Here is a 22,529-nt window from a genome sequence, read left to right on the forward strand (position 1 = left end):
GTTATTGCACCACAATTGGTTTTCTGCGGGAGGGCGTAAGATGTTTGAAGTGACTGAAGTTTCCATTGCCGAGCTGCGTGAAGCACTCGAATCTGGCCGCACGACTGCGGTTGAGTTGGTGAAATCCTATTTGGCTCGAGTGGCGGCTTACGATGGCCCTGCCACTGAGACTAAGTTGAATGCGTTAGTGGTGCACAATCACGATGCGCTCAAAGAAGCCGAGGCTTCCGATGCACGCCGTGCCCGTGGCGAAACCTTAAGCCCGCTCGATGGTATTCCTTACACCGCTAAGGACAGCTATTTAGTGAAGGGACTGACGGCGGCGTCTGGCAGCCCAGCATTTAAAGATTTAGTGGCCCAGTACGATGCCTTCGCCGTCGAGCGACTACGCGCCGCGGGTGCTATTTGCTTAGGCAAAACCAATATGCCACCCATGGCGAATGGCGGCATGCAGCGTGGTCACTATGGCCGCGCCGAAAGCCCCTACAATGCGAACTATCTGACTGCGCCCTTTGCTTCGGGTTCTTCCAACGGTGCGGGCACAGGAACGGCGGCAAGCTACTCGGCGTTCGGTCTTGCCGAAGAGACATGGTCGAGTGGTCGTGGCCCTGCGTCCAACAACGGTTTGTGTGCCTATACGCCGTCTCGCGGCGTGATTTCGGTGCGCGGTAATTGGCCATTAACCCCAACCATGGACGTGGTCGTGCCTTATACCCGCACTATGGCGGATATGTTCGAAGTGCTCGATGTGATTGTGGCCGATGACCCTATCACCCGTGGCGACCTCTGGCGTCTGCAACCTTGGGTTCAAATCCCTAAAGCTTCTAGCGTTCGTCCAGAATCCTATCTGGCACTAGCCGCTAGCGCCGACACCCTTAAGGGTAAGCGTTTTGGCGTACCGCGCATGTACATCAACAAAGATGAACTCGCAGGTACCAGCGAAAACCCAGGTATCGGTGGGCCAACGGGACAACGTATCCATACTCGCCAATCAGTTATCGATTTGTGGGAAGCGGCGCGTAAAGCCCTAGAAGCCGCTGGTGCGGAAGTGATTGAAGTCGATTTTCCGCTGGTGTCAAATTGCGAAGGCGACCGTCCCGGCGCGCCGACCGTGTTTAACCGTGGCATAGTCACGCCCCAATTCCTCCATGATGAATTATGGGAACTTTCAGGTTGGGCGTTCGATGAATTCCTGCGGGCGAACAACGACCCTAAACTCAACAAGCTTGAAGATGTGGTGGGACATTTGATATTCCCCCATGATCTTGGCACCTTACCAAACCGTGAGGGTGATTTGGCGGCTGGCATGGAAGAGTATGTCAACATGGCCAAACGCGGCCTGAAATCCTATGACCAGATCGATAGTATTCCCGATGGTCTGCGTGGTTTAGAGAAGACCCGTAAGCTGGATCTCGAAGACTGGATGGACGGACTTAAGCTTGATGCCGTGCTGTTCCCGACCGTGGCCGATGTCGGACCTGCCGATGCGCATGTGAATCCGGCTTCCGCCGATATCGCTTGGAGCAACGGGGTTTGGGTGGCTAACGGAAACCTTGCGATTCGCCATTTAGGCGTGCCGACTGTGACTGTGCCTATGGGCGTGATGGCCGATATTGGCATGCCAATAGGATTAACCTTCGCGGGCCGTGCCTATGACGATAACAATCTGCTGAAGTTTGCGGGCGCGTTTGAGTCGACGGGCAATAAGCGTATGGTTCCGCCGCGTACACCGCCGCTGAGTCAATAAGCTTTAAGCCGCAATACTGAGAAATACAAGACGGGATGGGTAACAATACCCATCCCGTTTTTTGTTGCGTTCATTCATGATTTTAAATAGTTTTTCTGGCAAATTCCTACTTAAAAAATAAGCACCTACAAGCATATCTTGGGTGTAGGTGCTTTGAGGGAGAGTCTGAATGGGCGAGCTAGCGAGTGGTAGCGGTTATGGGTTCTGCTAAAAACGCGGCAATCATGCGGTAGGTGGCAAGGCATTCTTCCAAGACCAAATCATGTAGCAGCATATAGGCGTGGATCATATCTTCAAATTGATGGTGCTGCACCTGCACGCCCGCGGCGATTAAGGCGTTGGCATAGGCAATACCTTCATCCCGTAGAGGGTCGCAGCCCGCGGTAAATATCAAGGTGCTAGGCAGCTTGGCATTGAACTCTCCATGTAAGGGGGAGGCTCGTTTGACTCGCTCGACATCCTTAGCCACCTTTTGAAAATACTGCTCGAAGTACCATTGCACCCTTGGGGTTTCAAGTAAAAAGCCTGTGCCATTACTCTGATAGGAAGCGCTCGCCATAGTGTAATCCACGCTGGGATACACCAAGATCTGCTTGGCGATGTTAAGCGTGTTGTCGCTGAGGCTACGTTGGCTGAGGCTAGTGCATAGCGCGCCACCGGCACTGTCGCCCATGATGCTAACACCTTGTTGATATTGCACCTCAGTCAGCACACTTTGATAGTGGCGCAGGGCGTATTCGCAGTCTTCAAGTCCCGCCGGATAGGGATGTTCGGGCGCGAGGCGATACTCGACACTGATCACCACACATTGAGCTATGCTGGCAAGGTGACGACAGATAGGGTCGTACAGCTCAACACTGCCGCACATATGGCCGCCGCCGTGAAAATGTAATACTACGGGCAGAGCTTTGCTCGGCGCTGGGCTATATACACGGCAGCCAATTTCCCTGTCGCCATGCTGCGGATCCTTAACTTGCCATGCCTTATCGGCGATATAGTTCACCTCAGGTTTGGTGCTCATCAGGGCTGCGAGTTTGTTTAAGTTTTCCCGCAGCAACTGTGGGTTGTATTGAATATTTTGCTGTTTCGCGAGGGCGATATTCTGGTTCGCTAACTCAAGAAAATCCCTCAGCTTTGCTGAAGCGGTACCGCGTGGGGAAACTTGCATGCTTACTCCTTAGCTTGTCCGGTTTCGGGGAGAAAATAGCTGCCAACAAACACTGTGGCGCTTAACAGAGTGATCAGCACAAACGAGGCGAAGTAACTGCCATTATTGATATCCACGAGCTTGCCAAAGAGCCAAAGCACTAAGGTCGAAATTAAATAGCTGATAGACCAAAACAGGCTAAAAATTACCGTGATTTTTTGCCCCGTCATCTTAGGCAATTCGTGGGGAATCGAGACCAAAGCCGTCACGGGCAAAAAGATGCAAAAGCCCAATACTATGGCGCATAGGGTTTGCAGCCAAGGCGCCGAGCCGAAGGAGAGCCCTAATACCGTTAAGAAAATCAGCAGGCCACTGAGGCGAATAATCGGTAGGCGCAGGGGCTGTTTACGACTGTAGAGTATGCCCGCTATGGTGCCGATAATGCCAAAGCCAATCACCCACTTACTCTGGCTGATGCCCGCCAGTGGATAAAAGGTGAACAGGCAAATATAAAAGGATAATAATCCCGAGTAGGTGAGGGCATAGGCCCAGTTAAAGCCGTCTTTTAAACCATCGAGATAGGTATATTGGTTGGTGTCATCCACCTGCGCCTTGGCTTGGTGGCTTGGTGTTTGCTCAAATGTCACCAGTAACCACAGCAGTGCCAGTACCAGACTTGCCAAGGAAAACACCAACAGGCTTTGTTGCCAGCCGCCGCTAATGGCATTGATGCTCGGCATGCCCCAAAGCACGATAGCCGTCCCCACATTAAAGGCCACCGCATTTAACCCATTGATCACTGGGCGCTCTTCGGGGGCGAACCAATGCATCACAATCGGATTGAAATAGACGATCATAAAGGCGCCGCCCAGTCCCATTAAAAAGCGGCTCACTAGCAGTAACTCATAGTTCGGGGCGTAGGGCGTCATTATGCCTGCCACTATCAATAGCGCCGCGACTAAAAACGCATACTTTACCCCCAATTTTAGGGTGAGATAGGCCGCTGCAAAGGTGCCGACAATTTTGGCTAAGGTGACTGCGCCGCTCAATAAACTGGCGGAGGCATAGCTCTCAATACGCATCGAGGCCATGATGTTATTCATACTCGCGGTGCCGCCAACCCATGCCATAGCAAATAAGACGTAACTGGTAAAAACCAAGCCTTCTACAAGATATTTATGGGTGATTTTTATCGGCATAGTTGTTTAATACCTCGAGTTAATATTGGGCGTAGGTTAGCCGATGGGGGGGGATAAATAAGTACTACCTTAGTGCACTGGTGTGTTATCAAGTGTTTAACAATTTGTTTATCTAGTGTAGTTTTGCAGGGTGTACACAGGTTGATTGGGGAATATCTTGCTCGCGTGGTTGTCTGTTGATACTTGGTGGATCAGCGTTATATCGATTGCCTATTTGGCGGTGTTATTTATTGTTGCCCAGTGGGGGCAAAATCAGGCGATAGATCAATGGCGTAAACGGCCGTGGGTGTATAGCTTGTCCTTGGGGGTATGTTGTACTTCTTGGGCGTTTTACGGCACTGTGGGGCAGGCGGTAACGACAGGAGCTTGGTTAGCACCCATCTACATAGGTTCGATAATCTGCTTGGTGCTGGCATGGCCTATGTTGATGCGCACACTACAGATTATCAAAAGCCAAAACCTGACCTCCATCGCCGACTTTATTGCCTGCCGCTTCGACCGCTCGCCCAAAATCGCCGCGAGTGTTGCCATGGTGTCCCTCTTTGGCACTATTCCCTATATCGCGCTGCAACTGAGGGCGATAAGCACTAGCTTCGACCTCTTAACCGGTACCTTCCAATCGGGGATTAGCACAGCGTTTATTGTGACTATCGTATTGATTATCTTTAGTATCTTATTCGGTACGCGGCAACTTTCGGCCAGTAAACATAATCAAGGGGTGGTACTGGCCATTGCCTTTAGCTCTATTGTAAAACTCTTTGCACTCACCACAGTCGGGCTGTTTGCGACTTTCTATGTGTTTGATGGTTTTGGTGATTTACTCGCTCGAGGTCAGCATTTGCCATCCAGTTCTGAGGGCAATTCGGTCTATTTTGTGCTGTCACAAATTCTACTTGGTGCCATTACCATTTATGCGTTGCCGCAGGAATTCCACATGATGATGATTGAAAATCATCATGCCAAAGAGCTAAAGGCCGCCCGTTGGATGGTGCCCCTCTATCTGTTGCTGATTAATGCCTTTGTATTGCCGATTGCCCTTGCGGGGCAGATAAGCTTCCCCGGCGGCAGCGTCGATGCCGATACCTATGTGCTGACCTTACCGCTGTTTTATCAGCAGGCTTGGCTTGGGATCTTGGTTTATATTGGTGGTCTTGCGGCGGCAACGGCTATGGTGATTGTGGCTGCGATTGTACTCAGTACCATGATTTCGACCGAGATTTTAACGCCGCTGCTGCTGAGATTGCCGAAATTTAGCTCGCAGCAGACGCCACAGCTCTCGGGGATATTGCTCAATTTACGGCGGATATCGATAGCGGCGATTCTGCTATCGGCCTTTGCATTCGAGCGTTATATCGATCAACAGAATCACTTGGCTAGCATTGGCTTGTTGTCCTTTGTGCTGTTATCGCAGTTTTTTCCCGCTGCCGTGGGCGCACTCTATTGGCGCCGCGCCACGACTCAAGGTGCCTTTTGGGGCATGCTGATGGGCAGCCTAGTGTGGCTCTATACCTTGCTGTTGCCCGCGACCTTCCCCGATGCGCTTTGGGTCACCCAAGGGTTGTTGAATATCCCATGGTTAACCCCAACCGCGCTGTTTGGCCTGACGGGGCTGGATAATATCAGCCACGGCCTGCTGTATAGTCTGCTCGCGAATGTGGGCTGTTTTGTGCTGATTTCGTTGATGAAAGAGCAGAGTGTGGGGGAAGTCCTTCAAGCCGATGTGTTTGTTAACCGCAAACAGGTGGCGCTGGAAAGGCATCTCTCGGTTGAGGATCTAGCGAGCCTGTTACACCGCTTTATTAATAAGGAAGAAGCCGATGCGCTGCTGGCTCGAGCGAAAGTGCTTGGGTCTGAATTGCAATTAGCCACACGGCGTGAGGAGCTGGTGGATTACACCCGCCTTAAGTTGTCGGGGGTGCTTGGGTCTGCCTCGACGCGGATGGTGATGAATGCCGCCTCACGCTCCCAGCAAGTGCCGCTGGAGGATGTGGTCAGCATAGTCGACGAGGCTAACCAGATCTTCGAGTTTAACCGCGAGCTGCTGCAATCTGGGGTAGAAAACATCGAGCAGGGCATCAGCGTGGTCGATGCCGATATGCGCCTAGTTGCATGGAACAAACGCTATATTGAATTACTTGATTATCCAAAGGATTACGTCAAAGCCGGTATACCGATAGAGAAGCTACTGAGGTTTAATATCGAGCGCGGCATTATTGTGGGCGATGAAGCCCACGAGCTGGTGGAAAAACGCCTCGCCCATATGCGTAGCGGCAGCCCGCACCATTTCCAGCGCACTATGCTCGATGGCAAGGTACTGGAGATCCGTGGTCAAGCCATGCCGGGAGGCGGCTTTGTCAGTACCTTTACCGATATTACCGACCATATTCAGGCCGAAAAAGCTCTGCAACTGGCCAATGAAACTCTTGAGAAACGGGTCGAAAGCCGTACCCGAGAGCTCGCCAAAGCCAAGGCCGAGGCCGAGGCGGCCAATAGCAGTAAGACGCGCTTTTTAGCAGCGGCGAGCCACGATTTAATGCAACCCTTTAATGCGCTCACCCTGTTTACGGAAATGCTTAAACAGCGGGTCACTTCCACCGAGCTTCAGGATTTAGCCAACCATATCGAAGCCTCACTGAATGTGGTGGAGAGCCTATTATCAGATCTCGTAGAAATCTCCCGCCTCGATAGCGGCAGTCTTAAAACCGAGCAGAGCCAGTTTGCGCTCGATGATTTACTCTCGACCTTAGTCAATGAATTTAAAGCGTTATCCGCCAAGCAGGGGATTGATTTTTCCTATCAGTTTTCCTCCTGTTTAGTGCAAAGCGACCAACGTTTGCTGCGACGAATTATTCAAAACTTCCTCTCCAATGCGTTCCACTATTCTCCGGCTGGGGCGTTGAATCGGCAAACGCCGCTTGCAGTGAATGTCGGCGCTGCCCTGCCTAAGCCATCTGAATCTACCTTTGTGCCTAAGGTGCTACTCGGCGTAAGGCGGCTCGAACACAGCCTGCTTATCCAAGTGTGGGACAATGGCCCCGGCATACCTAAAGATAAGCAACAGGCAATTTTTGGGGAGTTTGAGCGTCTAGAGCAAACGCGGGAGATCCCCGGGCTTGGACTGGGACTGGCCATTTGTGATCGCATCGCTAAGTTACTCGGGCTTAAGATTGCTTTGCACTCTGAGGTGGGCAAAGGCACTTGCTTTAGTGTTGAAGTGCCGCGCCTCTCTGCCATAGAAAAGCCTACAAATGTCGTTAAACTTCGCAGCGAAGAAGAGTCTGTTAGCGATAGCTTTAATATCAGTGTGTTAGTCATAGATAACGATGAGTTGATGCTAAAAGCCATCTCCTCATTGTTGTTAGGCTGGGGCTGCCATGTACTCACTGCGCGGGATAAAACCAGTGCCGAGCAGCAACTGGCGCAGCCCGTTCTACCTAAGCTTATCATTGCCGATTACCACTTGGATGATGACCAAAACGGTGTCGATCTAGTGCAAAACCTACTCACCAACCCGGTGTTTAGTGGGCTGCATCCGACCTGCATCATCTGTTCGGCAGATCCGTCTGAATCCGTGCGGCAACATACCAGCAGCGCACAGTTCAGTTTTGTGCGTAAACCCGTTAAAGCCACCGCCTTAAAACGATTGATTAAGCAATTGTCTTAACTCTGCACTATCGTGCTTCTGGCTTAATAAATACGGATAAAAAAAACAGTGGCTCAGTGCCACTGTTTTTCTTGAGGTTTGGATTCCGCGGGCAGAGTTTAGTTAGGCGCTGATCGGCGGTTTATCGTTGCTGGTTATCATCAACTGTTGGAAGACTAATCCCGCCTGAGTGCGGTTGTAGACTTCGAGTTTAACCAGTATTGCCGACACGTGTTTTTTAACCGTGGTCTCTTTAATATCAAGATCATAGGCGATCTGTTTATTTAAGCGTCCATTGGCAATGCTGGCCAGCACTGTGTACTGCTGTGGGGTTAATTGCGCCAGTTGCTTCGCTAAACGTTGATGCTCGGCAGCGGTTTGCTGATCGACATTGATATCCGTGTGTTCCGGTAGCCAGACTTCCCCTTCGAGTACAGTGGCTATTGCGGTGGAGATCTGGGTTAAGCTGGCGGATTTGGGGATAAACGCACTGGCGCCAAAGTTAATGGCCTTACGGATAATCTCGGGCTGATCATCGGAGGACACCATGATCACCGCGATATCGGGAAAATGATTCTGTAGTAGGGTTAAGCCGGTAAAGCCCTCATTGCCGGGCATATGTAAATCGAGAAAGATCAGTTCAATATCAGGATTATTTTCAACTAGCGTAATTAATTCTTGAAAGTTTTCCGCTTCCAATACTTCCGCTGTATTCACATTCTTGAGAACAGCTTGTGTTAAGGCTGTACGAAATAATGGATGATCATCTGCAATGGCGACTTTTATCTGAGACATAATCCGTTCCCTTTATTTTTTAAACCCAGTTTAATCCTATTGGAAATTAATGCTAGATAATATTTAAAGCCGTTAAATTAATAACCGACTCATGGGAGTCGGTTATTATTATGCGTCAATAACATTATATTCTAGAAATTATAGCCAACAGTGAGAGAGATAGTCTCTGGATCGCCATAATAACCAATTAATGTATTGTCACCGCCTAAACCTGGAATATATCCGCCATTACCATCTGGGGTGACGAAGGCGTAGTTACCGACCAGATATTCTTCGTTAGTGACGTTTTTCCAATGCAGACCCGCTTGCCAGTGACCGTTGTTGCTGTACCAGTTCAAGCCGAGGTTTAGCAGGCCATAACCGTCTTGGCTCAACAGGTTATTTACTACGGCTAAGTCGTAGTCGCTGCGATAGTAGTAGTTACCGTTGGCTACAAAGCTGCCGATATCCGTGTCGATATTGTAGCTAAATCCAACGTTTGCCGTGGTATCTGGGGTGTTGGTGATAGTGTAAGTGTCGCTGATATCGATGCGGTTTCCATCGCTATCGTAGGAGATCACTTCCTCGAAGCTGGCATCGATTAAGCCCAGAGTCGCGAACAGGTTCAATGACTCAGTCGCAGCGTATTCTACTTCGAGTTCTAGACCCGTGGCCGTCGATTTACCAATGTTGCCTAGACGTTGGTTAAGATCGGACGCGTTTTCACCGGGTAATACGGTCACGAACTGTCTGTCTTTATGGTCTAAATAGAAGGCGGTTGCGTTAACTCGCAGCCTGTCAAACCATTCACTCTTCATACCCAGCTCATAGGAATCAACGACTTCTGGGTCTACTGCGGGTTCAGGTCCCGTTGCCCTTGGGTTAAAGGTGCCCGATTTGAAGCCCTGTGAATAGCTGGTAAAGAGCATCATATCGTCGGTGAGTTGGTACTCTAAACCTAAGCGTGGATTGAGTTTCGACCAGGTTTCTTCATCATCTAACACCTTAGGAATACTGGCGTTGATGGCATCTTCATCGCGAACATATCCTGGGACCCAGCCTGTTTCGGGGTAAATCGTAGTAAACATGATGCCGTTATAGACAGTTGCATCCTTCGTTTCGCGGGTATAACGCAAACCGGCGGTCATCGACAATTTATCTGTGATGTCGTAAGTGCCTTGAGCGTAGGCGGCATAGCTTTCACTGTTGTTGCAACCACGAACTTCACGAGTGAGACCACCGTAAGCTTTGTAAAACTCATACAGGATGGAATCGAACATCCCGCAGGAATCGCCTTTAAAGTAATAAAGGCCTGATACGAGTTTCAAATTTTCGCCGTCGTAGTTAGCTTGGAATTCTTGGCTGAATTGCTCGTCATCGTAGATGGCTGGAACGTCCAATATACGCAGGCTGGTGTTGTCAAAGTCGATGTTGGTGGGCGAATAGCTCTCGCGGGATGAAGTCACGGATTTCAGTGTCCAGTCATCGTTCAAGCCGTATTCAATGGTCAGCCCCCAACCTTCGGTTTCTACTTTGTTCCAGGTTGGCATACTGGTGTAAGAGTCGTATTTGCTGTCTGGTACTGGGGCATCGGTCAGGACACTGGGGAGCATACGGTAGCCCCCCTTTGAATTCGACTCATCTGTGGTCTTGTCGTAGTTGAGGCGCATAAACAGGATGTCGGTTGGCGTATATTCTAAGCTCACACGACCAGCCATAACATCTTTGTTATAGTTTTCAGTATCTTGATCTGGTAATGCTGAGGTAATGAAGTCACCATAACCATCGCGATTTAAGCTTGCGAAGGCGCCACCAATATACAGCTTGTTATCAATTAAAGGTAATTGACCTGCTATCTTGTAGTCTTGCTGGTTGTAGCTGCCGATGGTTGCATTGAGGTTTAACTCAGCATCACCGCTCATCTTCTTGGTCACGTATTTGACCGCGCCGCCGATGGTATTTTTACCATAGAGGGTGCCCTGTGGACCACGCAGTACTTCGATACGTTGCACATCGAGGATATCGAGCACCGCACCCTGAGGACGGGCGATATACACATCATCAATATAGATACCGACGCCGGGCTCATAGCCCCAGAGCGGATCTTCCTGGCCGACACCGCGAATAAAGGCCGTGAGGGTAGAGTTTGTGCCGCGACTGGATTGCAGCGTGGTGTTGGGTGAAAATTGCTGGATTTCAGTCATGACACTGATGCCATTTTCCGCCAAATCGTCAGCACTGACCGAGGTCACTGCAACTGGTACGTTTTGCAGGCTCTCAATGGACTTACGGGCGGTGACTTCAATGCGTTCTAAGGTGGCTTGCTTCTCCCCGGTGCTATTTTCATCCTCAGCAACAGCATATTGTGCTGCCAATGCAGATGAGATAGCTAAAGCAATGCAACTCATTTTGATAGTATTCTGTTTCATACAGATTTCCCGTTGTAGTATTTATTTTTTAAAGGTTGGTACTTACTACTATTTTTCTGATTCACATTGACTCTATAGTAATTATTTAAAATTTAAATCGGTACTATAGTAGTATGTGTTTTTAACTCATTGTTTTTATTTTTATACCGATACGTTGAATATCGATACTCAAGGTTTATTTATTATTAAACCCTATATTCCCCAAAGATTGATTATTTCTGGCATGCTGCTGATAGGTGCTTTTAGTAAAAAGTCTCCCGTGTTGCCGCCGTGTTTAATATCCGGATTAACGGCAATGCCATGGCCCATATTATTTATTTCGACTAACGAAATAAGGTTATTGCCACTCGTATCGGACCAAGTGCTAACACTATAGTCGGCATATTGTTCGACTCTTGGTGTTTTATTCGCTTGGGTTAGTGCGACCCACTGGGCCGAGAGTTGTTTGGCATTTTCAGGATTCACCACCACATCGTTTTGCCCGGTCCATACGGTTAAGGCTGGCCAGTGCTGTTGGTTCGGATGCACCTGCTTGGCAAAACTCACCAGTTCTTCAATGGATTCGGCGGGGCCCTTTTTCATGCAGGAAATGGCTTTGGTCAGGTTATCCGCGCAGGGGTAAGGCAGGCCTGCGATCACCGCGCCCGCAGTGAATAAATCGGGATAATTCACCAGTGCGGCGCTGGCCATGGCGCCACCGGCGGACAGGCCAATTACATAGACGCGCTTCGCCCCGGATTGGGATTGGGCTTTGGCTATCATGTTTTTCAGCGATAGCATCTCGCCGCTATCCACCTGTGTATCCTGCGCTGAAAACCAGTTATAACAACGCTTTACATTGTTCTCAAAACTCTGTTGTGGCACCAGTAAGCTAAACTTTTTCTCTTTGGCAAGGGCGGTTAAACCGCTATTGTTGGCCAGTTCCACGCCATCCTGCACACAGCCGTGTAGCAGCACTACGAGCGCATCTTGGCCTGGGCCTTCGGGCGATAAATAGGAGGCGGTTAACTCACCGGGATTGGCGCCAAATTCGCTAAATGCCTGATACTCACTCTGGGCATAGGCGGGGGTGAATAACAGTGCGCTGAGGCAAGTGGCAATGAGTGTCAATTTGCGCATAGGAGTGCTTCCAAGTTCATGATAGTGAGAACTTGCTGAATTTTGCGGCGCCTGACAATGGCACTTTAGTTCCAGAGCCTGATGATGCCCTGTGCTGGTTGGCGCGTTGTGGCGAATGCCAATAAGGTTGAGGCAATAACCCATCGCAAACGAATCAGGACTCGTTTGCGGGAATTGTTACGGCCGTGATCTCTGTTTCAAACTTCTACACAGATATTTGCAAATCTTTACCTGATATCGACATTTCCTTCGTCTACTGCGTTGAGCTAACTCTATATACTGATTGCAATATTTTTCCTCCCGCAAGATGCAAGCTTGCGCCCATTGGCATTGATGGACACCTAGATTCAGATGAAAAAATCCTCAAAGCGTAAACTGATATTGATCTTAAGTGGTTTAGTCCTCCTCGGGGGCGGCGCTTATTTTCTGTTGCATAAACCCGAGGCGGCTCCAAGTTATGTGACTGAACCCGTTAGGCGCGGCGACATTGAAAACTCGGTGCTCGCCAATGGCATGTTGCAGGCCTCTAAGTTGGTGAGTGTGGGTGCGCAGGTCTCGGGGCAAATTCAGAGTTTGCCTGTGGATCTTGGCCAAGAGGTGAAGAAGGGCGACCTTATCGCGCAAATCGACAGCCTTGCCCAGCAAAACAACCTGCAAAATGCGCTGGCCTCCCTTAAAAGCATCAATGCTCAATACCGCGCTAAGCAGGCACAAATACGTCAGGCAAAACTCGAATATACCCGTCAGCAGGAAATGCTCGCCGATAAGGCTAGCTCCCGCGCAGACTTTGAAGCCGCCGAAGCCACTTTGACGGTTTATCAGGCCGAGCTTGAGCAGTTACAGGCGCAAAAACAACAGGCTGAGATCAATGTCGATAGCGCAAGAATCGATTTAGGTTATACCAAGATCACCGCGCCTATGGATGGCACGGTCGTTTACTCTGCGGTCGAAGTAGGCCAAACCGTAAACGCCAATCAAACCACGCCAACCATAGTCGAGATGGCGCAGCTCGATACCATGACGGTTAAGGCGCAGATCTCCGAGGCCGATATCGTCAATGTGCATCCGGGGCAGGCGGTGTACTTTACGATTCTCGGTCGTCCCAACCATCCGTACCGCGGCACCTTAAGGGCAATTGAACCCGGTCCCACCTCCATGGATGGTGACGATAGCAATATGAGTTCCAGCGATTCGGACGCCATCTACTACCACGGCTTATTCGATGTCGAAAACCCCGACCGTACCCTACGCATTGGCATGACGGCGCAGATCTCGATTGTGCTTGCTAAGGCCGATGATGCGCTGTTAGTGCCATCGCAGGTGCTGCGAGCCAAGCCTCGGGATAAAGCGGCATCGGCAAGCGATCGCAAATCCCGTGGGCCACAGTATCAAGTGCCTGTGTTGGTGAATAACCAAGTGCAATATGTGGATGTGACCGTTGGGATTAATAACAAAATCAATGCCGAAATCCTGTCTGGCCTGAACGAAGGCGACCAAGTGGTGCTCGGAATGCCCGCCGACGGTTCGACCATGAAGTTCCGTGGCCCACCAATGAGGTTTTAAGCGTGAGTAAGCCATTACTGGAAGTCTCAGCTTGCTACCGCAGTTTTCAGGCGGGTGAGCAACAACTGACTGTACTCAAAGATATTAATCTTTCCATCGCCCGTGGTGAGATGGTCGCGATTGTCGGCGCCTCGGGGTCGGGTAAGTCGACCCTGATGAATATCTTGGGCTGTTTAGATAAACCCTCAAAGGGCTCGTACTTTATCGATGGCCAAGATACCTCGCAGATGGATGTGGATGAACTGGCCAAGCTGAGGCGCGAGCATTTTGGCTTTATTTTCCAGCGATATCATTTGCTTGGCGATCTTAATGCCGTGGGTAACGTCGAAGTACCCGCCGTGTATGCGGGTAAAGATCGCTTAGAGCGTCGGGAGCGTGCGGAAAGCTTGTTATCGCGCTTGGGTTTAGGTGAGCGCCTCGACCATAAGCCGAATCAGCTCAGCGGTGGCCAGCAGCAAAGGGTGAGTGTGGCGCGGGCGTTGATGAATGGCGGCGATGTGATCCTCGCCGATGAACCGACGGGCGCCTTAGATAGCCACAGCGGCGAAGAAATGATGCGGCTGTTGCAGGAACTGCACCGTGAAGGCCAGACCATCATCATCGTGACCCACGATATGCACGTGGCCCAGCATGCCGACCGTATTATCGAGATTAAGGACGGGGTGATTATCAGCGATGAGCCTAATCCCGCCTCAAATATTGCGGCTGCGCCTAAGGCCGAAGTGATCCCCGCCAAGACTAAGGCGCGCGCCCGTGTGGCGGCTTGGGATAGATATGCCGAAGCCCTGAAAATGGCGCTGCTAGCGATGTCGACCCATAGATTACGCACCTTTTTAACTATGCTCGGGATTATTATCGGTATCGCCTCCGTGGTGTCTGTGGTGGCGCTGGGGGAAGGCTCGCAGCGGGAGATCTTAAAGAGCATTAGTTCAATGGGCACCAATACCATAGATATTCGCCCTGGCTCAGATTTTGGTGATAGGCGCTCGGCAAGGGTGCGAACTTTGACCGCAAGCGATGCGAATGCACTGAAAAATTTACCCTATGTCGATAGTGTCACCCCGAGCATTGGCTCGAGTGCGACTGTGCGTTATGGCAATAAGGCGGTCACAGCAACAGTGAATGGCGTGGGGCCCGAGTTCTTCCGGGTTCGAGGCTATGAGCTTGCCCAAGGACAGTTTTGGGACGATGACAGTGTTAATGCGTTAGCCCAAAATGCGGTGATCGACGAAAACACCCGCAAACAGCTGTTCCCTAACAGTAGCGGCGCTATGAACTCTGCCATTGGAGAAGTGATCTTCCTCGGGGATTTACCAGTGCGAATCATCGGCGTCACTCAGCCTAAGGAAAGCGCCTTTGGTAACAGCGATGCCCTTAATGTGTGGGTGCCTTACACTACGGTCTCTGGCCGTATGGTGGGCAAAAAATACTTAGATGGGATTACCGTGCGGCTCGATGAGTCGGTGCCGAGCAATGCGGCGGAGCAGGGCATTATTAGCCTGCTGAAGATGCGCCACGGCACGCAGGATTTCTTCACCATTAACACGGACACCATTCGCCAGAATATCGAGAAAACCACCGCGACCATGACGCTATTAATCTCGGCGATTGCGGTGATTTCCCTCGTGGTGGGCGGCATTGGGGTGATGAATATCATGTTGGTGTCGGTGACCGAACGTACCCGCGAGATCGGCGTTCGCATGGCGGTGGGAGCTCGCCAGAGCGATATTCTGCGGCAGTTTTTAATTGAGGCCGTGTTGGTTTGTCTGTGCGGCGGCGCGCTTGGGGTGGCCTTGGCCTATTTGATTGGTGTGGTATTTGCCCAAGCGGGAGGCAGTTTCCAGATGATTTATTCGACGACTTCTATTGTTGCCGCCTTCGCCTGCTCTACCTTAATCGGGGTGTTGTTTGGCTTCCTGCCCGCTCGTAACGCGGCGCGTTTAGACCCTGTTGATGCCCTAGCTAGAGAGTAACTGAATGAATAATCGAGTTTTAACGCATCAAAATGAATTAAGCCGCCGTGTCGGTTCAACGCTTAAGGTCAGCGTGATTGCCATCAGCATCGCGCTGCTCTCGGGTTGTGGCGCGCTGATGCGCTCCGACTTTGAGCCACCTGCTTTACAGGTACCTGAGCAGTGGCAGCACACCCAAGTAAATGGTCAAGTCAGCCTAGACCCTTGGTGGCAGAAGTTTAATCAACCCGAATTAAATCAGCTGATTAGCCAAGTGCTCAGCAGCAATAATGACCTGACGCTCGCCACTTTAACCTTGCAAAAGGCGCGTTTACAGGCGGGGGGGGCGCGGGATGATTTATATCCACAGCTCAGCTCCAATAATACGGCCTCAGTGAATAAACCACTGGAGGGCGGTAGTTCGAGCAGGGCATTTCAGGCGAATCTGTTGGTAAGCTATGAGGTGGATCTCTGGGGCAAAGTGTCGGCCAATATCGATCAAGCCCAGTGGACTGCGCTGGCAAGCCTAGAAGATCGGGAGAGCACGGCGCAGAGTCTCGTCGCGACGACGGCGTCGCTCTATTGGCAGATTGGTTATCTGCATCAACGGATTGAACTGAGCAATAAGAGTATTGAACACAGTCGGCAAACGCTGGCGTTAACCCAGCGCCAATATGCCTCGGGCGCCGTGACAGAGCTGAATGTGCTCGAATCCCAACGCAGTTTAGCGGGGCAAGAGGCCTCCCACAGTCAATTGTTGCAACAGTTGGTTGAAGCCAAAAATGCTCTGGCGATCTTACTCAATCGCGCCCCGGGGCAAGTGGCGGTTGAGATCAAGCAATTGCCGGATAGCACTGTGCCTGAGATTGGCGTCGGCATTCCCGCTGACTTGGTCGGCCGTCGCCCCGATGTGAAGGCGGCCCTGTATCAATTACGCTCGGCGCTGGCCAGTAAGGATGCGACCTATGCCAGTTACTTCCCAAGCTTGAGTCTGACTGGCAGCTTAGGGGAGTCGACCTCAGAGCTAAAAGAGTTATTGCGTAATCCCGTGGGGAGTTTAGGTGCGGGTTTAGTGCTGCCCTTTTTGCAATGGAATCAAATGCAAATCAACAATGATATTGCCGATATCGACTATCAATCGGCCATTGTGAGCTATCGTAAAACCCTTTACAGCGCCTTCGAGGATGTAGATAACGCCATCTCGGCCAAGCAGCAATACGCTTACCAAGGTGAGAAGCTTGAGCAGCAATTTAGCGCTGCTGCCCAGACCGAAGCCATTTATGAGAGCCAATATCGCCATGGCGCTATCGGCATTCAAAATTGGATCGATGCGCAGGAGAATCGCCGCAGCGCCGAGGCCGCATTGCTGGAGAATCGCTATAACCAATTAACGGCTCAAGCGACGCTCTACCAAGCCCTCGGCGGGAGCGACATCGCGCCGCTGTTAGAAGATAACTAATTGAATAATTGATAAATAAAAACCGCGATGCCTTAGGCTATCGCGGTTTTTTTATTATCTCGCTTTTATATTAATGCGTGTCGTGATTAGCTGCGCAGAATATGCAGTGGCAGGCTTAACATATCATCGCCCGTGCCCGCTAAGTGCCAGATGATGCCGACTAGGGCCGCAACGGTGACCAGATACCAAATGGTCGAGAAAATCTGCCCATATCTGTCCAGCGGTAACAGGTGGCTTTGATGGCGGGTACGCCACTCGAACACTATCTCTAAACTACCGATAAGCAATAGGAAACCGAGCAGGGCGAGGCCCAAGGTATAGCTGATATAGACCCCAAAGGCGGCGCCAATCACGCAGGCGATTAAGCCCATGATGCTGTTCATCGAGAAGCTAATGCTCTTTAAAATATGGCCGCCATCGAGGGGTAAAATCGGCAATAAATTAAACAGGTTAAGTAGCGCGTTAAAGGCCGCAAGCCCTGCAAAGAAGACATTGTCCGTCATGTGGTAAGCGATAAGCGAACCCACCGACATCAACAGGCCGAAGGTCGGCCCCATAATCGAGATGACCACATCCTGCCAGCGGGTGTTAATCTTTTCATCGCTGAGGGCGAGTCCGCCCATAAAGGGGATCAGGTAAATCCCTTTGGTCTTCATCCCAAAATACTTCATCGCGCGGATATGGCCGTATTCGTGGAATACCAAACAGGCGATAAGCGCCAAGGCAAATTGGAAGGAAAACAGCCAAGAATAGGCCGCCACACTTGCCCCCGCGAGTACCACTTTAATCACTTTGGCACTTTTTAGCAGCTTAAAGCCGAGGGATGCTAGGCCGACAAAACTGATTTTTTGTGTGTTAGTCACTGGGACTTCTGGGGTTTGGCGCTCGATATCTTTCTCGGTGCGGGTGCCTTGGGCAATCACTTCCTCATCCACGAGCAGGCGATAATCAAACTTAAATGGCTGCCAAACCACATCGGTCTCGAGGCGTATAAGAATTTTGTTTTCAATCAGTTGTGTTTCGCCAGTCTCGCTGACTAATTGGCTCTGGTGTTGGGTGAGTTCAAATTCATGGACTTTGAGGCCGCCATTTTCTACCGATGCGGCTTTTTGCGAGACTAAGGTATTGTCCCAAAAGAGTTGTTGCCAACCTGCGAGTGAGCCTTCCAAACGCAGCGATTTGCCTAAGCAGTCAATCTTAAGTAGTTCCAATTTAGGGTCCGTTTGTATGTGTATCCGAATGATGCCCAGCGATAATTTGGCATATGATATCAATCGCTTTGGGCACAACGGCCTGAGCCGTGTGTGACAAATTATGCCTGTGAAATGGGGCCGATGGTATTAGCTTTTAGGATCATCTTGGTTTTTATTGTTATCTCGAGTGATTTCTTTGAGCAGTGTTAGTCATCTAAGCTGCGGACAATTTCCATCCCTTGGGCCAAGGTGGTAAAGGCTAACTTGGCAACGCAGCACTGACCTATGGCATTGGCGTGCTTTTGTACCCATTTGATAAAGTCGGTAAGGGGCAATTTTTGCTCTTGTTTGAGGAGCTTAGGCAGCTCACCAACAGGATCTTCGTGAATGGTACTTGGGGTGGCGCGGATCAGATATTGATTACCGAGACTGTCGAGTAACAGATCCGTATCGATAAATTGGTGCTGATATAGGCAGGCAAGCTCTAACCAATCCCGCTGATGGGCAAGGTAAAGTAGTTCGTCATTTTGAGTGAGTTTGACTACCGCAGGCCATTCAATGTCTGCCATTTTCACTTGAGTCATGGGCTATCCCGTGGGCGATTTTTATTTGCTGAGCCATTTAACCAAAAAAGCTTTCGCTAAAGAGCTATATTGAGGTCAGTATGCCACCGACGCAGGCGAAGATGAAAGGCGTTGGGGGATTTTCTCTGTAAGTCTTGCCTAAGCGGACTGAAATGGTGGGCGAGGGAACAAGCTAAGGGTTCATTCCAGAATGATGAACCCTAGCGGGTGTTGGCAAACCCGAGTTAATGGCTTGCCGCTTGCGCCTTAGGTTTAGCGTTGTAATCGAAATGAATCTCTTGATTAAGATTGGTTATCGAGCAAGTGCCGTGTTCGCGGGTGGTTCTGTGATTGGCTTGACCAATATGGAATTCGGCATTGAGGAACACATGCTTAATCACATCAATACGGTACTTGTCATAGTAGCTTTCGACTTCCAGCTTTAATCCATCGAACTCTAACTCTTCGCGGGAACGTTCAGCTAAGATCCGATTCTTCTCATCGAGCATCATCTTGATCTGTTCGATCATAATAGGATCATTTTGCCATTCGGATTTAGGCGGAAGCTTTTTCAGGCGAGCTTCAATGTCGAGTGTAGCCACCACCATCGCATGGACGCTCTCTTCAAGCTGCTTAAGGTTTTGTTTGAGTTCGCCCTGCTCCATAGCACAGAACACTTCGGTTTTGGTGCCTGCGGTGGCGCCAATCACCACGGCGGTGAGGCCTTTTTCTGCATGTACCACGCCACCGACTAAGTCACCACGGCGACCGCTAGTATCGCTCACTGTGAGCGTGCCTGCGGTTTTGGTATTGCTGTGGAGTAGTTGCTTAGTGATCAGTATATTACCCTTGGCTGTTAATTGGGAATATTGCACGAATTGGGCGCTGATCTGCCCTTGAGCCGTGATATTGGTGGAGAACTCATTCACCCTGACTTGCCGGCCAATAACGCCTTTACTCACGGTAATATCACCATCGGCCTCTAGGGTCGCCGAATCCACAAAGCCCATCACGGTAATATCGCCAGAGCTTTTAACCATCATGCCTTCGTGCACATCACCTGTGATTAAAATACTGCCTTTAAAGTTAATATGGCCGGTACTGATATCCACATCTTTAAGCTGCAACACATCGTCGACATTCATGCCCGTACGGGTTTCAACCGGTTGGCCAGCCACTGTGGCGATGAGTTTGTTGGTGTCTTTCGGGTGGAAGTCAGTGCCAGTACCAGGTTGCAATACCAGATCTTTCCCCGGTTTTTGTTTTAGGACTTCGCCCTTGATGTTGTAGCCGGGAGACCCTTCGGTTGCGGGATGCTTAATCATTAACAGATCATTGGGTTTGACCATGATCATCGCGCCAAGGTTGCGCATATCCACAGTGCCATCTTCACGTTCCTGCGGCTGCAATAGGCGTTCACGGGCTAAGGAGACCTTGCGTTCCAAGACTGCATTTTGACCATTTATCGCAGGTTTACCTTGGGCGATTTCACTCTGGCAGCTTTCACCCGGCTTTAACTTGGTCATTTTTTGCAGCAAAGTTTGAATCTTAAGCTTGCTTAAACCCATGCACACATTGTCTTTTTTCAGTTGTGTGAGAATTTCAGGCAAGTCGACGGCTTTACCTCCCCAAGGGGCGGTTAAGGTCATAGTGGCTTGCATTTTGTCTTGGCTGATCTCGATTTTAACGCTGCCATCGCGGCGCTCTGCCAGTACGGCAAATAGCTCGAATTTGCCATCCTCTTGATGGCATAGGGAATTGGTTTGCGCGATCACTTTATCTATCGCAGGCTCGAGTGGAAATAGGGCGGCAAACTCAGGCACAGATAATAAACGCATCACATCATCACGGGTGATGGGACCGTGTTCATTCGGAATTAGTCGTAATTCCGCCTTAGTTTTATCGCTGCTTAGCTCAAGAAGTTCAGGGGCCAACATAGAGCATTCCTATCCATTTGTTTTATTTTTGTTTTAGTAGCTAACCTGAGTATAACAGTAGAAACTTTGCTCAAAGAAGCCTTTTTGGTACGAAAAAACGTAAATGTTGGTGTTTTGTGGTGTGCAGCCTATTTGTTGATTTTTAAATAGATTTTTATTTGAGATATTACAGATAACTTAGTGTTATCTTTGGTTTTTTGCGGCGGATTTAGCACGGGGATAAAATTAGCTGATTTTTGGATTTAACAAAAAATCAAACTTTACAACTGTACTCACTATGCTAGGGAAGAGTGTAAAAAGGTAAAGCGCTCGGTAATTCAGTGCTTGCTGCATTTGATACCGTTCACAAAACCATGAAAATCTTGTATAGAGAGCGGCTAGTGTTCGGTTGCGGGACACGACTTTATTGAGGAGTTCTTAAGGGGATAACTAGTCTATCCAAACGAGTGCGGCGCGTTAAAAGCTTCGAGTAATCTAACTTTGGGCAAAAGTAAGCTAGGTGCTTTGCTTCAATTCGTGGGATTAGGATTAAAAATTCGATGGTTTAACATTTGATTACCCTTTTCTACTCACAGATTACGCCCCCATGAGTCAGTTCAAATTTTGGGGCTTTATTGCTTGGCCATGTTGCCTTTTCTATGGGGGATTCAAAGGTCGTCAGCCAAACTTCAAGCTCACCGGTGCCTGATAAACACCCCATGTAGGAAAAACACATGCCGCTATTTATCATGTTATTGGCAAATTGAATTGCATCTTCAAGAGAGCCTTCTTCCTTGTTATGGGTGAACGTTTCATCGTCCCACACCCAGTTAATTGGTGCCCCATTTTCATCACAAGCAAGGTATCTTACGTTTTCATAACCTTCGCTAGCCGCTCTTAATGAGTCCAAAAACTTTTCTCTGATTTCTGTGAATTTCTTTTTGAATGCTTCAATGTCGATATTTTCACTAATAATGTGCTTCATACTCGCCTTAGAGGTTAACGCCGAGCTAAGCGGCAGTTTTTAAGTTGCAGTTTTGTGGAAAATTTTTGCGCAGCAATACCACAAAACCGCGACTTAAAAACTGTCCAGTGCAGAAGGCACGATGTTTCAGCGCGACTTGTTAGACATATTTTTGTCTGCTCTCTACAAGTGCAACTCCATAGTTTTCTCTAACCTAAACATCTCATTGTTATCATTGCCCTCTTGACCATGCTTATTATGTTCATGAGGGTCAGGATTGTGCTCATTATAAAACTCAACAATCTTGAAACCACATTTGTTCACATAGAAGTGTATGTTTCTCTTTTCAAAGTATGGCGTGACAGTTTCCCAGACCTTGGTCTGGGGATATTCCTTTTCGATAGAGGTCCAAGCCCTCAAACCTAAGCCTCGACTTTGCTGAATAGTTGAGATAAAAAAGAATAATAGGGAGTTTCGACATGTATTGTCGTCAATGACTACGACAGCACCACCAACACGTTGGCCATCCGCCAAAATCCAGTATGTTACGGCACCAGGTGCGTTAAAAGACTGTTCGATGTCTTCATTAGATGGAATTGGTTCGTCAAGTGGATGCCCGAAGTCTGCCTCTGCAGCCACTCGAAAAGAATCCTGCAATGCCAGCTTAAAATCGTTGAGGCTACTCACACCGGCTTTCAGAATTTCGACTTTATCTTTGTCTCTTGATGCTATCAACTTAACTCCCTCACACCATTTCCTAATAGCTTTAGCACTTGGTTAGTTAATCAATCTGCCTAACGCCTAAATAACAGGCTAAGTAATGGTTGGCTAAAATGTGAAACGAAGTGGAGCGCAGCCAAT

General features: G+C 49.5%; 15 protein-coding genes. 5 read left to right on the forward strand and 10 right to left on the reverse strand.

What is annotated here, in order from left to right; genetic code table 11:
* Positions 1 to 40: 40 nt before the first annotated feature.
* Complete coding sequence (locus tag ACK5NH_RS04125; RefSeq protein ID WP_416917918.1) at positions 41 to 1,747, forward strand: amidase; 1,707 nt, start codon at positions 41 to 43, stop codon at positions 1,745 to 1,747.
* Positions 1,748 to 1,925: 178 nt separating this feature from the next.
* On the opposite strand, the gene ACK5NH_RS04130 is transcribed toward ACK5NH_RS04125, so the two are convergent.
* Together ACK5NH_RS04130 and ACK5NH_RS04135 are read right to left on the reverse strand one after the other, a co-directional pair.
* Positions 1,926 to 2,915 (reverse strand): alpha/beta hydrolase, encoded by a 990-nt coding sequence (locus tag ACK5NH_RS04130; protein WP_416917919.1) that lies wholly within the window; start codon positions 2,913 to 2,915, stop codon positions 1,926 to 1,928.
* 2 nt (positions 2,916 to 2,917) lie between these two features.
* Positions 2,918 to 4,093, reverse strand: coding sequence for an MFS transporter (locus ACK5NH_RS04135; RefSeq protein WP_416917920.1), 1,176 nt, complete (start codon positions 4,091 to 4,093; stop codon positions 2,918 to 2,920).
* Positions 4,094 to 4,250: 157 nt separating this feature from the next.
* Here ACK5NH_RS04135 and ACK5NH_RS04140 point away from each other — a divergent pair, with 157 nt between their 5' ends.
* Positions 4,251 to 7,757, forward strand: coding sequence for a PAS-domain containing protein (locus ACK5NH_RS04140; protein ID WP_416917921.1), 3,507 nt, complete (start codon positions 4,251 to 4,253; stop codon positions 7,755 to 7,757).
* A gap of 102 nt (positions 7,758 to 7,859) precedes the next feature.
* Here ACK5NH_RS04140 and ACK5NH_RS04145 read toward each other — a convergent pair whose 3' ends face one another.
* The 3 genes from ACK5NH_RS04145 to ACK5NH_RS04155 all read right to left on the reverse strand — a co-directional run bounded on the left by ACK5NH_RS04145 (position 7,860) and on the right by ACK5NH_RS04155 (position 12,058).
* Positions 7,860 to 8,531 carry a response regulator transcription factor gene (locus ACK5NH_RS04145; RefSeq protein ID WP_011718251.1) on the reverse strand — a complete coding sequence of 224 codons (672 nt, stop codon included), beginning with the start codon at positions 8,529 to 8,531 and terminating at the stop codon, positions 7,860 to 7,862.
* 131 nt (positions 8,532 to 8,662) lie between these two features.
* Positions 8,663 to 10,939: a TonB-dependent receptor gene (locus tag ACK5NH_RS04150; RefSeq protein WP_416917922.1), complete on the reverse strand. Its 2,277-nt coding sequence runs from the start codon at positions 10,937 to 10,939 to the stop codon at positions 8,663 to 8,665.
* 192 nt (positions 10,940 to 11,131) lie between these two features.
* Positions 11,132 to 12,058, reverse strand: a complete 927-nt coding sequence (locus ACK5NH_RS04155; RefSeq protein ID WP_416917923.1) for an alpha/beta hydrolase family esterase — start codon at positions 12,056 to 12,058, stop codon at positions 11,132 to 11,134.
* A gap of 351 nt (positions 12,059 to 12,409) precedes the next feature.
* On the opposite strand from ACK5NH_RS04155, the gene ACK5NH_RS04160 reads away from it, so the two are divergent.
* The 3 genes from ACK5NH_RS04160 to ACK5NH_RS04170 are packed head-to-tail and all read left to right on the forward strand — an operon-like array spanning position 12,410 to position 17,032.
* Positions 12,410 to 13,621, forward strand: coding sequence for an efflux RND transporter periplasmic adaptor subunit (locus ACK5NH_RS04160; RefSeq protein WP_088210191.1), 1,212 nt, complete (start codon positions 12,410 to 12,412; stop codon positions 13,619 to 13,621).
* Between the two features lie 2 nt (positions 13,622 to 13,623).
* Entirely contained in the window at positions 13,624 to 15,594 is a 1,971-nt protein-coding gene (locus ACK5NH_RS04165) for a MacB family efflux pump subunit (protein WP_416917924.1), read from the forward strand.
* Positions 15,595 to 15,598: 4 nt separating this feature from the next.
* Positions 15,599 to 17,032 carry an efflux transporter outer membrane subunit gene (locus ACK5NH_RS04170; protein ID WP_416917925.1) on the forward strand — a complete coding sequence of 478 codons (1,434 nt, stop codon included), beginning with the start codon at positions 15,599 to 15,601 and terminating at the stop codon, positions 17,030 to 17,032.
* Positions 17,033 to 17,118: 86 nt separating this feature from the next.
* Here ACK5NH_RS04170 and ACK5NH_RS04175 read toward each other — a convergent pair whose 3' ends face one another.
* The 5 genes from ACK5NH_RS04175 to ACK5NH_RS04195 form a co-directional block, all read right to left on the reverse strand.
* On the reverse strand, positions 17,119 to 18,243 hold the full coding sequence (locus ACK5NH_RS04175; protein ID WP_416917926.1) for a site-2 protease family protein: 1,125 nt from the start codon (positions 18,241 to 18,243) through the stop codon (positions 17,119 to 17,121).
* A 188-nt stretch (positions 18,244 to 18,431) separates the two neighbouring features.
* On the reverse strand, positions 18,432 to 18,809 hold the full coding sequence (locus tag ACK5NH_RS04180) for a DUF4144 domain-containing protein (protein WP_416917927.1): 378 nt from the start codon (positions 18,807 to 18,809) through the stop codon (positions 18,432 to 18,434).
* Between the two features lie 224 nt (positions 18,810 to 19,033).
* Positions 19,034 to 20,725, reverse strand: coding sequence for a DUF342 domain-containing protein (locus ACK5NH_RS04185; protein ID WP_416917928.1), 1,692 nt, complete (start codon positions 20,723 to 20,725; stop codon positions 19,034 to 19,036).
* Positions 20,726 to 21,290: 565 nt separating this feature from the next.
* Positions 21,291 to 21,689 (reverse strand): hypothetical protein, encoded by a 399-nt coding sequence (locus ACK5NH_RS04190; RefSeq protein ID WP_416917929.1) that lies wholly within the window; start codon positions 21,687 to 21,689, stop codon positions 21,291 to 21,293.
* A 162-nt stretch (positions 21,690 to 21,851) separates the two neighbouring features.
* Positions 21,852 to 22,403, reverse strand: coding sequence for a GNAT family N-acetyltransferase (locus tag ACK5NH_RS04195; protein WP_416917930.1), 552 nt, complete (start codon positions 22,401 to 22,403; stop codon positions 21,852 to 21,854).
* Positions 22,404 to 22,529 lie beyond the last annotated feature (126 nt).

Source organism: Shewanella sp., assembly GCF_047975355.1.
GTDB lineage: Bacteria > Pseudomonadota > Gammaproteobacteria > Enterobacterales > Shewanellaceae > Shewanella.